Source organism: Neoroseomonas soli, from assembly GCF_018129065.1.
Taxonomy (GTDB): Bacteria; Pseudomonadota; Alphaproteobacteria; order Acetobacterales; family Acetobacteraceae; genus Neoroseomonas; species Neoroseomonas soli.
The window spans coordinates 137,465-150,677 of sequence record NZ_JAAEDM010000003.1; the positions used below are offsets into that span (position 1 = coordinate 137,465).

A 13,213-nucleotide genomic window follows, 5' to 3' on the forward strand; every position below is an offset into this window, starting at 1 on the left:
CGCGCCCTACTCGAACTGACCGCGAGGATCACTGCGGGCGTCAGGCACGAGGTCGTAGCTTTGGAGGCTCGCCATATCCAGGAAGTACTGAGATTTTCGCTTCGGAGCGCCGCGAAGCCACTCTGCGAGCTCGGATTGGGTCAGCTTTAGCCAGTCCGGGAAATCATCAGGGCTGCGGAATTTCCCGTCGATAAACCCACGCAACGCTTCGATGTAAATGGCGCGCCCGACGCCGGGAAAGACATAGATATTCTTTTCTCGATGTCCGCTTAGATATTTCTGAATCAACCCATACCCGACATCAAGAATCAGCTTGTCCTCCGGAAACTCGCTGTCGCAGAGAAACCAGTTCACGATCTCTCGTCTTCGATCGTTGTTGCTTTCGCCGTGGTAGGCGCCGAGTCCCATGTTGCAGATGGTGCAACACGGGACCAGCTCGCACCGCCCGAAACGTTCGCGGATTTCCCTCTTTGTGACGAGCCGACCGCTGGCGAATCTATGGAGCACGTATACCGGCGGCTGATGGTCGTAGGCGCCATCGCTGGGCATACCGCAGTAGATGCAGCGATCGCCCTCCACTGTTTCGTAAACGCGCGCGAAGCGCCTCTCGGCAGCGGATCGGCTGTAGTTATGTCGCACGCGGGGCATCGTCAGAGGACCGCCGCTCCTCGATCATCGGGCAACCTGCTGCCGCGGTGAGCGTATCGGCGCTTTCGCGCCCTGCGCAACGGCCGCGTCCGTGTTCCTGATCTTCGCCCACGGCGCCCGCATCCTTCCCAGCACCAAGTGCCGGCGATCCAGGTGGCACTGCTACCTGGCAGGGAGGTTTGGCGGGGCGGCGCCTCCCCAGCTCTGCATCGGACGCTGACCCATGGCCTTCCACGACGTCCGCTTCCCCGACCGCATCGCCGAGGGAGCGGAGGGCGGCCCAGAGTTCTCCACCTCGGTGATCGTCTCCTCCGGCGGCCATGAGCAGCGCCAGGGAAACTGGTCTGCAGGCCGCGGCCGGTGGAACGTCGCCACTGGGTTGCAGGACGACAACGACCTCGCCGTGCTGATTGCCTTTTTCCGGGCGCGGGCGGGCCGGCTGCACGCCTTCCGGTTCAAGGATTGGTCCGACTACCAGCTTGACCGCCAGGTCATCGGCACCACCGGCGGCGGCGACGCCACCTGGCAGATCCTGCGCACCTACACCTCCGGCCCGACCTCGGTGACGCGCAACATCACCCGCCCGGTCGCCGGCACGGTGCGCTGCTGGGTGAACGGGACAGAGCGCAGCCTCGGCACCGGCCCCAGCCAGTTCCAGGTGAACCTCGCCACCGGCGTCATCACGCTTGGGAGCGCGCTCGCCGGCACCACCGGCCAGGCGATCGAGGCGGCCTGCGAGTTCGACGTCCCGGCGCGCTTCGACACTGACGTGCTCCCGCTGCGCCTGACCGCCTTCCAGATCGGCGAGTGGTCCGACATCCCTGTGGTGGAGATCCGTGAATGAAGTACGTCTCCGCTCCGCTGGCCGCACACCTCGCCGGCGAGGCGACCACGCTGGCGACGCTGTGGCGCGTCGTCCGCCGCGACGGCGCGGTGTTCACCTTCACCGACCACGACCGCGACCTCGTCTATGGCGGTGAAACCTATGCCTGTGCGCTTGGCTACCAGCGCGCCGCGATCAGCGCCGGCGCCGAGCTCGCGGTCGATGAAACAGAATTGCTCGGCATGCTCGACAGCAGCGCCATCGATCCCGCTGAGCTGCGCGCCGGGCTGTGGGACCACGCCGAGGTGCGGATCTTCGCGGTGAACTGGGCGAGCCTCGCGGACGGGGAACTCAAGCTCCGCCGCGGGCGGCTCGGCGAGGTCATCGCCCAGGACGATGGCAGCTTCCGCGCCGAGCTGCGCGGCCTGGCCCAGCCGCTGCAGCAGACCATCGGCGCCATCTACCAGCCGGAATGCCGCGCCGATCTCGGCGATGCCCGATGCAAGGTTGACCTGACATTTGGCGCCGGCTGGACGCAGCAGGCGACGGTGGAGACTGTGACGGACAGCGTGACGCTGGTGATGTCGGTGGCCATCGCGGGCTTCGCCAACGCCTACTTCGAGGGCGGCGTGGCCATCTGGCAGTCCGGCACCAACGCCGGTGTCGCGCGCGAGGTGCTGGCCTGGAACCAGGGCGGGCGCGTGCTGTCGCTCTTCGCGCCGCCGCCTTTCGCGCCGACGGTCGGCGACGTGCTGCGTATCCAGCCCGGCTGCGACAAGCGCAAGGCGACCTGCCAGACGGTTTTCGGCAACTACCTCAACTTTCGCGGCGAACCCTTCATCCCTGGTGCGCTCGCCGTGCTGGAGACGCCGGCATGAGCGCGGAGGCCAGCGTGGCCGCCGCCAACTTCGTCACCGCCGCGCGCAGCTTCGTCGGCGTCCCCTGGCGCCATCTCGGCCGCGCCCGCACCGGCCTCGACTGCATCGGCCTCGTGCTGCTCGCCGCCCGCGAGGCGGGCGTGGACCTGCCGGACCCGGCGCCCTATGCGCGCGAGCCGCAAGGCACCCGCCTGCTGGAGGGGATTCTGGGGCATGCCCGGCGGGTGGCGGAGGCCGCGCCCGGCGATGTGCTGCTGTTCCGCCTCGGCCTCTATGGCGGCCATGTCGGCATCGCCTCCGTGCACCCCGCCTGGGGCGTGCCGGCCTGCCTGCACGCCTATGCCCCGCGCCGCCAGGTGGTCGAGCAGCCGATGGACGATGAACTGCGCGCCGCCCTACTCGGTGTCTTCCGCCTGCCGGCCCTGGAGACCTGAGCCATGGCCCAGCTTGCCGTCTCCGGCGCTGGCGCGGCCATCGGCTTCGTGGTCTCGGGGTTCAACCCGCTCGGCGCCTCGATCGGCTGGGCTCTCGGCGGCGCCGCCGGCGCGCTGCTCTTCCCGCCCAAGGGCCAGGACACCCAGGGCCCGCGCCTCTCCGACCTCACCGTCCAGACCTCCGGCTACGGCCTACCCATCCCCATGGCGGTCTGCCGGGTCAAACTCGCCGGCAACGTCATCTGGAAAACGGACCTGCGCGAGCGCGCCACCACCCGTCGCCAGGGCAAGGGTGGCGGTGGGGCGAAAACCACGACCTACAGCTACTACCTCTCCTGGGCGGTCGGGCTGTGCGAATGGCTGATCCCGCCCACCAACCCGCAGGTGCTGCGCATCTGGCTCGACGCCCAGCTGGTCTACGACACCACCGGCGCCAGCGAAGTGGTGCAGATCCCCGGCCTGGTCTGGCGCTTTCACCCCGGCAGTGAGACCCAGCTGCCCGACCCGCTGCTTGCCGCCACCCTGGGCGCGACCGAGGCGCCGGCGCATCGCGGCCTGGCGTACATCGTCTTCGACGAGGTGCCGCTGGAGCGCTTCGGCAACCGCATGCCGAACGTCACCGTGGAACTCGCCGGCGATGCGGCCCGCAGCTTTCCGCAGGTGGCCACCATCCCGCCGGCGGTGCCGCTCTGGCCGTCCTCGCCCTCGGGGCGCACCTACATCGGCAACTGGGCCTGCAACGTCGCCGTCGATTACCGCCGCGGCCGCATCTACGAGGGCCGCGTCCGCACCTCCACCTCCGGTGGCGGCGCGAACGAGATGATCCGGGTCTACGACCTGGTGACCCTGCAGACGCTGGGCGAGCACACGCTCGACCGTATCCTCGCCCCGCTGTTCCCGCTCGGAAGCAACCCGGGACCGGACAGCACCGGCACCGGGCTGATGCATCTCGGGGTCGACGGCTTCCTCTACATCACCGGCGGCAGCGCGAACCGCGTGCCGCTGTTCAAGATCGACCCGGACGCCATGCGCGGGGTCGGCGTGTTCGGGAACCCGCTGGGGGACGGCTTCGGCTTTGGCGACAACGGCACCCGCCTGGTCAACCCGATGGCCATCACCAGCCTGTCGGTGCCGCGGCTCGGTGCGCGCCCGCGCAACTTCGTCGTCGTCCAGGGCTCCTATTCTGCGACCCTGACCATCGACGCCGACCGGATGGAATATGTCTGGGGCGCCGGCGACGTCGCCATCGAGCCGCCGCCCGTGCCGATCGGCCTCGGCATCAGCCCGCTGACCTTCCCCGTCATCCTCGTCCCCGGCCGCACCCGCGACGATGGCGGCGTCGAACTCTGGTACCTGCGCGCCTCCGAGCTCGCCACGCCCTTCCGCATCGATGTCGCCCGCTTCCGCTACTACTCGGGCGCGGCCAGTCTCGGCGGCGGCGCCGCCATGGGCATCTTTCGCGACGATTTTCCCGCGATAGACGTCCAGGCGGAGATCGATCCGCTGAATGTCCGGCCGCTGCTGCAGGCAGCCTTCTGGGATCAGAGCGACGACACGCTGGTCATCACGCTGTCCGGCACCGGCGGGCCGCTGAGCGGCTGGGGGCGCTTCTCGACCATCAAATGGGCCCCGGGCGGCGGCGTGGTGTGGAAGGTGGTCGACCACGTGCTGCCGGCCTTCCATGACGGCCGCGGCCAGATCTCTCGCGTCCTTGGCGCCACCTGGGGATTGGGCGGCAATTTCCTGCTCCAGACCGGCTCGGGCGACGTGCTGGTCAACCAGGCGGGCCACAACTTCAAGACGCTGTTCTGGCTCGACGAGCAGCAGGCGGTGCTCGGCCAGGTCGGCGCCGGGGCGGGCGTGCGTGAGATCGCCAAGCGCTACCTCTCCCGCGCCGCGGCCAACACCCTGACCGTGGGCCAGGTAGTGGCGGCGCTGTGCCAGCGCGCCGGCCTCGCCACCGGCGACGTGAACACGGCGGCGCTGACCGATAGCCTGCGCGGCTATATCCTGCCGCGGCCGACCTCCGCGCGCGACGCCATCACGCCGCTGGCCGGTGCCTTCCAGTTCGACGCGGTCGAGCAGGACGACGTGCTGCTGTTCCGCAAGCGCGGCGGGACCGTGGTCGCCAGCATTCCCTATGCGGAGATGGTGCGGGAGGATCCAGACGCCTCGGTGCTGCAGGAGCAGCGGGCGCAGGACGCCGACCTGCCGCGCGAGCTCACCGTGCGCTTTCTCGATGTCGAGCGCGGCTTTGAGCAGAACGCGCAGTCCTGGCGCCGGCCGACCAGCCCCACACCGACGGTCGGGGCCAATGCCTCCGCCGCGATCGACCTGCCCATCCCGCTGACCGCCGGCGAGGCCAAGGCCGTCGCCCGCCGCCTGATCACCGGCACCTGGCGCGAGCGCACGCGGTTGTCCTGCGCCGTCGGCCCCAAGCATGCCCGGCTGGTGCCGACCGATCCCGTCACGCTGACCACCCGCGACGGCGCCGCCATCCGTTGCCGCGTGCTCTCAACGCAGTTCGGGGCGAACTGGGTGACGCGCCTCGAGGCGGTGACCGAGGACGCCGCCAGCTACGCCCTGACCGCCCCGGCCGAGGGCGGCGCGGGCTGGGCCGAGCCGGGCATGCCGGCGCCCTACTTCGCCCGCCTGCTGCTTCCCGACCTGGCGCTGGTCGATGACGCCGACGATCTCGGTCAGGCGGGGCTGCGCGAATACGCCCTGATCGGTGCCTATGACGGCCAGCGGTTCCGCGGCGTGGTGGTGCACCGCAGCCCCGATCAGGCGGGCTGGGATGCCCTTGGGGCGGTGACCACCCCGGTCACCTGGGGCAGCGTCCAGGTGGCCCCCGCCGTGTCCGTCTCGCCCTGGATCTGGGACGAGGCCAGCGCCGTCGAGGTGCAGCTGGCGGACGGCGAGCTCGACAGCGCGACGGAGCTCGAGGTGCTGAACGGCGCCAACCGCGCCGCGCTGGTCGGTCCGGACGGGAGGGCCGAGATCATCCAGTTCCGCGATGCCACCGACCTCGGGGCGGGGCGCTATCGCCTGACCGGCCTGCTGCGTGGGCGGCGGGGCACCGAGGATCTGATCGCCTCCCGCGCAGCCGGCGACACCTTCGTGCTGCTCGATGCCGCGCGCTTCCAGTTCCAGGCGCAGGCCAGCGAAGTCGCAGCGACGCGCCACCATCGCGCGGTGACGGTGTTCGAGACGGTGGAGACCGCCGCCAGCACGGTGACGAACGCGACCCGCGGGCGGGCGGAGCGCCCCTACGCCCCCTGCCAGGTCACCGGGAGCCGGGACGGCAGCCAGAACCTGACCATCGCCTGGATCCGTCGCACCCGCCTGGGCGGCGAGTGGCTCGACGGCACCGGGACCGTGCCGCTGTCGGAATCCTCGGAGGCCTATGAGGTCGATATCCTCAACGGCCCGCCACCGGTCGCCCGCACCTATTCCGCCGACAACGGCACCGCGGCGAACGCCTTCGATGGCAGTCCGTCCACCGAATGGATCGTCGGTTCCAGCGGCCTGCCGCGCTGGCTGCGCGTCGCCTTCGCCTCGGCGCAGACCGTCCGCCAGTACGGCATCCGCGCTCGCGCCTCCTTCGCCAGCAGCGACAGCCCCCGGACCTTCACCTTCGAGGGCTGGGACGGCGCCGCCTGGGTCGTGCTCGACAGCCGCGCCGCCGAGACCGGCTGGACCAACGGCCAGCTGCGGACCTTCACCCTGGCCGCGCCCGCCTCCTGCACCGAGTTCCGCCTGGTGGTCGCTGCCGGCAGCGGCGGGGGCAACACCGGCCTCGCCGAGTTCGAGCTCTACCGCACCGTCGGCGGGCCCAACATCGCGGCCGCCACCTATGCCCTGGCCGTGGTCCGGACGATCGCGGTCACCACGCCCACCGCGGCCTACTCGGCGGCAAACCAGACGACCGACTTCGGCGCCGCCCAGGCCGAGGTGTTTGTCCGCCTCCAGCAGATCAGCGCCCTGGTCGGCCGCGGCCTGCCCGCCGAGGCCACCCTGTGAGGAGCAGCCCATGAGCGGCACTACCAATCTCGGCATTCCCTTCATTCAGGCGGCACAGAACCAGAAGGAGATCACTGCCAATGCCGCCTTCGAGGCGCTCGACGCTAGCGCCAATGCGGCAATCGCCGTCGCCATGGGCGATGCCAACATCACCCTGACCGACGCGCAGGCGCTGCGCGCCGGCCTGGTGACCCTGACCGGCAGCAACACCGCCGTGCGCAAGGTGACGCTCCCGAGCAAGGCGCGGCGCCTCGCCATCCAGAACAGCACTGGCGGCGCGCTCGACATCACGGTGGGCTATGCAACGGGCGCCTCGGTCACGGTCGGCAACGGTGCCATCGTGCTGGTCCAGGGCAACGGGACGAACTGCTATGGCGTCGGTGGCGCCGCCGCGCTCGGCGACCTCGCCGATGTGGTCGGGCCGTTCCTGAACGGCGACCTGCTGCAGTTCGACGGCGCGGCCTGGCGCCCGCTCGGCACCGGCATCCTGTCGCGGGTGATGCTGCCGTTCAAAGGGGCACTGGTGCGGCGGGCCACCACGCTGTCCATCACCACCACGCCGACCGCCGTGCCCTTCACCGACGCGACCTACGACACAGACGGGTTCTGGAGCGGGGCAGTGCCCACGCGGCTCACCGTGCCGGCCGGGGTGACCAAGGTGCGGCTCTGGGCGCGGCTGCGCTGGACCGGCGGCGCCGCGAATCACGGCGCGCGCATCTACAAGAATGGCGCCGCCTTCGTCGGTCAGGGCGATTTCAAGGCTGCCTCGGGCTACACCGACGCCGACTACAGCTTCGGGTCCGCCGTGGTGGCGGTCACCGCCGGCGACTACTTCGAGCTGCAGCCCTACGCCTCGGCGACGCGGACCGGCGGCGCCAATGATCTGCAGTTCGCCATCGAGGTGGTTGAGACGGCCGATGCGGCAAACCCGACCCTGCTCGCGCTAACCGACACCCCGGCCTCCTACGTCGGCGCAGCCGGGAAGCTGCTGCAGGTAAACGGCGCCGCCACGGGCGTCGAGTTCGGGCCGCGGCACAATCTCATCGCCAGCGCCGCGCCAACCGGAGCGGATGACAGCGCCGTCGGCTACAGCGTCGGCTCGCAGTGGCTCGATACCGTCGGCGACAAGATCTGGTTCTGCATCGACGCCAGCGCCGGCGCCGCCGTGTGGAAAGGCGTGACCATCGCCTGACGGCGCCGCTGCAGCCGCCGCCGATCGTCAATCCCCATTGGCGCCAGGCCTCGCCCCGGCCGGCCTATTCTTCGGAGATCATCATGGACCTCACCCCGACCCTGCTCTGGCAGGTGGTGACGACGCTCGCCATCGCGCCGCTGGCCTATTTCCTGAAGGCCTCGCTCGACCGTCTGCGGCAGATGGAGCTCTGCCTCTCCCGCACGCGCGAGCAGCTGGCGCGCGAATACGCGACCAAGGCCGACCTGCACGCCGATGTCGGCCGCGTGCTCGCGCGGCTCGACAAGCTCGACGGCAAGCTCGACCGGCTGCTGACCGCGCGGTTCGGAGGTGGCGAATGACCGCCCGCCGCATCAGCACCGAGGCGCTCGACCTGCTCAAGCGGTGGGAGGGCTGCGTCCTGCACGTCTATGACGATGCCGATCCGGCGCGGCCGCCGCGCTTCATTCAGCCTGGCGATGCCGTCCGCGGGACGCTGACCATCGGCTATGGCCACACCCGCACCGTGCGGCCTGGGCAGCGCATCAGCGAGGCTGAGGCGAAGCGGCTGCTGCTGGAGGATCTGGCGCCGGTTGAGGCGGCGATCGCGCGCAGCATCACCGTGCCGCTGACCGATGGCCAGCACGGCGCGCTGGTGTCGTTCGCCTTCAACCTGGGGCACAGCACCGCGCCGGGGAAGCCATTGGCCAATATCGCGGCGACGCTGAACCGCGGGGACTACGACGGCGCGATCCGGCGCATGGGGCTCTACGTCAAGCAGCGGCAGCATCGCCGCCTGGTCACCGTACCGGGGCTGGTGAACCGCCGCGCTGCCGAGGCCGGGCTCTGGGCGCGCGGGGAGTTCGTTGCCGGCCGGCATGTCGCGCCCGCGGCGCCGCCCACGGCAGGCGCCGAGGCGGCGAAGCTGGGCGGCTATGCCGCAGCGGCGGCCACCGCCGCGCCCGCCCTGCAGGCGCTGGCGGGCGTGCCCGTGTCGATTGGCGTAGCGCTGGTGGTCGCCGTCGCCGCGGTGGCGGTGACCATCCTGCTGCGACGGGAGCGCGCCACGTGATCGCGGCAGCCTGGGCGCGCGTGCAGGGGTGGCTGGCACTCGTCGGCGCGACGCTGGCCGCGCTCGGCGCCGCCTATCTGGCGGGGCGCCGCGATGGCCGTGATGCCCGGCACGCGGAGGCTGCGCGCGAGGAACAGAGGACGAGGAGAGCGGCGGATGCGGCAGCTCGTGAGGCTGAGCGCGATGGTGCTGCTGAGCGGCTGCGGCGGGGAGATTTCTGAGCGGACGTGTCCCCGGGTATCGGAGTTCCCAGTTGAATTGCAGCGGCAGGCGGCTGTGGAACTCGCTACCGCGCCGGCGCTGACGCGCATGATGGACGCGATGGCAGCAGATCGGGCGTTCAATCGCTTGATCTGTCGCTGACCATCATCGCGTCGACCGTGCCCAGCGCTCCAGGCTAAAGACGCCGAGCGACAGCAGGCACGGTCGATCGCTGATGATGCGGCCTGCCCTATGTCGGCCGGCCTGATGGGCACCAGCGGGTTCGCCGCCATCCCCACCACCGCCCTCGATCCGCCCCGCCGTGCGGCGTCTCCGGCGGTCCCCGCGCTTTTGGGTCCGGGTCCCCGTCATCGCAGACGATAGGCGATGCGCGTCCCGTTGGTCACGCCGCACGGCGGGGCGGATCGAGGGCGGTGGTGGGGATGGCGCGACGGCCAATGTCGACGTCACGGTGCCTGGGGCACGGCGCGGCGACTTCACCGATGCCTCGCTCGAAACCAGCAGTATCGCCTTCGTGCTGGCCTGCCATGTGTGGAGCAACAACAGCGTCCGGGTCACGGCGCGGAACGTCAGAGCCTCGACGATGGACCTCACCGCGGCGCCGCTGTCGGTGCAGGTCGTGAAGCGGCGGGTGTTCGCGTCGGCCGCCGGCGATGAGCTCGCCTGCGCTTTCGCGCGACTGCTGGTGTGGAAGAACCCGGTGGCGTTGCCAGCGGTCGACCCATCTGCGGCGCAGCAGGCCTATGCGCATTACGACCGCAACTGGCGGCCGGTTCGGAAGCGCCCCCAGGACTGGCCGGCGTCGTGGGCGATGGCGATTGAGGTGCTGGCGATGCGCGGTTTCGTACAGCCATCTTTGATCGTAGCGCCGCCTGTGACGGATCTCGAAGCCCGCTTGGCGCGTCTGGAGCGGAAGATCGCGGCGCTGCAGGCGGAGCTGACCGGGTAGCGTCGCGGGCGGACGCTGCGGCGACTGGAAGGGCGATGAAGAAATACACGCTTAGGTTGATTGACCGTTTGGGTTTGAAACACTCAACATCGAAGACAGTAGTTCATGAGTCATGAATCGTAGCCGTTTGCTTGGCGCGATGGGTAGGCTGCGTAGCGTCAGCAAGCCTAACGCAGGGCGGCGGAGCTGGAATCGTCGCGAATCGCAACAGCATCCAGGGAAAAAACATGAGCGGTGCTGGCATTCTTACTGCGAGTGGCTTCAGAATTGGAGCAACCGCAGATGAAGTGGTTGATATCGCGCGATCGGCGTTAGGCGACGCCTGGGCTGTCGACGGCTGTGCCGCCTTCGTGTGGGGAGTCACCAACCTCGTCGGCCTGCCCTTCTTCGACGTTCGCGACATGACGTTCGGCGGAGATCCATTCACCCCGAAGGACGACTTCTATGTCGTTCCCCATTCGCCGGGCCTCTTTAGCGGAACCGACAATGTGGGCGGTGACGGATGGCTGGCCGTCTCGTCGGCACCGAATGTGACGAGCCTCCTTTCGGTCCTCCAGCCGGGGGACGTCGTGCGCGTCTACGCGGCGGGGAATACCGGTGAGGATACGGAGTTCGCCGGGGGCTACGGTGCGCATTCGTTCATTGTCACGTCGGTCACTGCGACTGATGTCACGGTGGTGGACAATTGGTCGAACGGCCAGATTACCGAGCACTCCTGGCAGAATATCGTCGATGCCTTCGCTCCGGCAGGTTCGTTCGGCAGCGTGTTCGTCTCACGGATTGACGATGATTACGTCGCCGCGAACATGCCGGCTACGCTGCGTGGATTTGGCGATGGAGATTGGAGCGGCATCGCCCCGTCGTCCTCGACCGAGCCTTCTCCAATCATTGGCGCCGGGACTATCCGATTCGAAGCCCTCGGCATTCAAACGCTGCCAGGCTTCACCTTCAGCGACACTTTCCTCGAACACGACGGCACGTGGAACGAGAGCTTCGATCTCGGCGGTGATTGGGCTGGCTTCGATTTCGACCTTTTTGGCGCCTACAATGGTGCATTCTTTTACGAGGTGGCCTTCGGCGGCGGGGCGACGGACATCGCTTACGAGATCCAGGTTGCTCCGTCGATCTCCTCCCTTGTCACCGCTGGCGGCTCCATAACGATCGACACGAGTGACTGGCGCATCGCTGACAGCGTCATGTCGGTAACCGGCCCGGCCAGCGGTGACATCGATCTCGGCTACGAGTTCAGCTACACGCTCGGCGCGACTAATATGTCCGGCACGTTGGGGAGTCTCGACTTTACAATCGATGACCTTGGCTTGGACTCCGGAGGAACGCAGCGCCGCGATCTCATAAACGACGGTTTTGGCGGATCCATCGGTGGATACCTGAGCTACGGCGTGTCGACTTGGGAAAGCTTTCAGGGTCTCGGAAGAGCGTCGACTTCGCAGGATCTCGACATGTCCGCTGTCGCGGACGCCGACCCGTTCCTGACACTGACAGGGGATATCGACAAAGCACTCGGAACTCTTTTCCCGTCACTGAAGCCATTGTCAGGGCTGAAACTATCGGCGCTCGGTGGCGCGGCCGAGCTTTCGATCGGGCTGATTGATCTTGCCGCGGAGTTTGGCCTCGGGCTGCGCCAGCGGGTCCGCTTCGATGCTGGTGATATTGGCGTCACCATCGTCAGCAGCACTGGGCAGACGGTTAACGGTATCCTGGGTGACCAGTTCGCTTTCGCCGCGCCCGCGAGCGGGATCGGCGACATCACCTTTGACATATCCTACTCGCTGTCGGGAACACTCGAGGTCGCTTACGACCTGGTCGTTGATGGAGCACTGAGTTACGCGCTGGGGGCGGCCTCCGCGTCGATCGGTGGCATTATCGACGTAGGCGTGCCGCCATTCCTGAGCGGCGATCTCATCTCTGGTGATCTCTTCGCATTCCAGATCGCCACGATGTCAATACCGGTGACAAACTTCGCCGTGGCGGAAGGCCAACTCAGCAGCCGGTATGATCAGAACTTTGTTGTAGGGGACCCAACGACGGCAACGCCACAGCCGACTTCTCCGGCGACGTCCGAGCTGATTGTTGGGGACGCAACGATGGGCGTCCTCAATGGCACCACAGGCAATGATAGTATCGTTGGCACTGTTCGCAGTGTCGAAGTTAACGGTCTAAGCGGTGACGATATCATCATCACCGGTAGTGGGTTTGACACGATCTACGGCGGCGGTGGCAACGACGTCATCGATGTGGGTTCTGGACTGAATGCGGGCTACACCGGGGCGGGCGACTCGGCCTTTGGCGGTGCGGGTGACGATTGGATCAAGATCACCAGTCCAGGCAGCGCGACATATCCAAATTGGCAGTATGCCTTTGTCGATGGAGGCGAGGGTTTCGATCGTCTCAGCCTGTCTTTGAGCAACGATCTCGACCCCGGCAGGGTGCGCCTAGGTGGCTACGCAGGTGGGTCGGTCGGCCGTGAGGTGAAAGCCTCCTCCTCGTTTGAGGATATCAGGGCCTTTGCGGAATACGCCGGTCCCGAGAAGTATCTGATCACTTGGTCGCCGGACGCTGTGAATGACGGCTGGTACGGCGCCGTGCGCGTCACGGGCATCGAGGAATTCCATCTGACCGGCAGCGACCAGAACAATGATCTTCTGGTTTTGGCTGGCAATGGCGGGGCGGCGCTCGGGCGGGGCGGCGAACAGGACGCGCTGTATGCTGATTGGCGAGCCCAGACGACGGGCATCACATGGAACCTGCGGGTCAACAATGAGGATACCAAGCGTCTCGCCAACGGGGTGACGGTACAGGGCATTGAGCGGGTGCTCCTGCAACTGGGCTCGGGCGATGATGTCATCACGTCGGGCAATCTGAACGACGTGATCTACGGCGGCGGTGGCAACGACGTCATCGATGTGGGTTCTGGACTGAATGCGGGCTACACCGGGGCGGGCGACTCGGCCTTTGGCGGTGCGGGTGACGAT

At 68.1% G+C, this 13,213-nt stretch carries 11 protein-coding genes; 10 read left to right on the top strand and 1 reads right to left on the bottom strand.

Annotation, left to right across the window (positions count from 1 at the left end; genetic code table 11):
- Positions 1-6: 6 nt before the first annotated feature.
- Entirely contained in the window at positions 7-639 is a 633-nt protein-coding gene (locus GXW76_RS02205; RefSeq protein WP_211860349.1) for a hypothetical protein, read from the bottom strand.
- 232 nt (positions 640-871) lie between these two features.
- Here GXW76_RS02205 and GXW76_RS02210 point away from each other — a divergent pair, with 232 nt between their 5' ends.
- The 10 genes from GXW76_RS02210 to GXW76_RS02255 all read left to right on the top strand — a co-directional run.
- Positions 872-1,492 carry a DUF2460 domain-containing protein gene (locus tag GXW76_RS02210; protein ID WP_211860350.1) on the top strand — a complete coding sequence of 207 codons (621 nt, stop codon included), beginning with the start codon at positions 872-874 and terminating at the stop codon, positions 1,490-1,492.
- The gene (locus GXW76_RS02215; RefSeq protein ID WP_211860351.1) at positions 1,489-2,349 is read left to right on the top strand and encodes a DUF2163 domain-containing protein; all 861 of its coding nucleotides are present in this window, start codon (positions 1,489-1,491) and stop codon (positions 2,347-2,349) included. The genes GXW76_RS02210 and GXW76_RS02215 overlap by 4 nt, the downstream gene beginning before the upstream one ends.
- Positions 2,346-2,783 (top strand): C40 family peptidase, encoded by a 438-nt coding sequence (locus GXW76_RS02220; protein WP_211860352.1) that lies wholly within the window; start codon positions 2,346-2,348, stop codon positions 2,781-2,783. The genes GXW76_RS02215 and GXW76_RS02220 overlap by 4 nt, the downstream gene beginning before the upstream one ends.
- Before the next feature lie 3 nt (positions 2,784-2,786).
- The gene (locus GXW76_RS02225) at positions 2,787-6,806 is read left to right on the top strand and encodes a phage tail protein (RefSeq protein ID WP_211860353.1); all 4,020 of its coding nucleotides are present in this window, start codon (positions 2,787-2,789) and stop codon (positions 6,804-6,806) included.
- A 10-nt stretch (positions 6,807-6,816) separates the two neighbouring features.
- Complete coding sequence (locus tag GXW76_RS02230; RefSeq protein WP_211860354.1) at positions 6,817-7,998, top strand: hypothetical protein; 1,182 nt, start codon at positions 6,817-6,819, stop codon at positions 7,996-7,998.
- 83 nt (positions 7,999-8,081) lie between these two features.
- Complete coding sequence (locus GXW76_RS02235) at positions 8,082-8,339, top strand: hypothetical protein (RefSeq protein ID WP_184487162.1); 258 nt, start codon at positions 8,082-8,084, stop codon at positions 8,337-8,339.
- Complete coding sequence (locus tag GXW76_RS02240) at positions 8,336-9,049, top strand: lysozyme (RefSeq protein ID WP_211860355.1); 714 nt, start codon at positions 8,336-8,338, stop codon at positions 9,047-9,049. The genes GXW76_RS02235 and GXW76_RS02240 overlap by 4 nt, the downstream gene beginning before the upstream one ends.
- A 156-nt stretch (positions 9,050-9,205) precedes the next feature.
- Complete coding sequence (locus GXW76_RS02245) at positions 9,206-9,412, top strand: hypothetical protein (protein WP_211860356.1); 207 nt, start codon at positions 9,206-9,208, stop codon at positions 9,410-9,412.
- Between the two features lie 310 nt (positions 9,413-9,722).
- Positions 9,723-10,220 carry a hypothetical protein gene (locus tag GXW76_RS25570; protein ID WP_246513839.1) on the top strand — a complete coding sequence of 166 codons (498 nt, stop codon included), beginning with the start codon at positions 9,723-9,725 and terminating at the stop codon, positions 10,218-10,220.
- A gap of 227 nt (positions 10,221-10,447) precedes the next feature.
- The coding region (locus GXW76_RS02255; RefSeq protein WP_408904296.1) for a calcium-binding protein at positions 10,448-13,213 on the top strand (2,766 nt) is incomplete at its 3' end.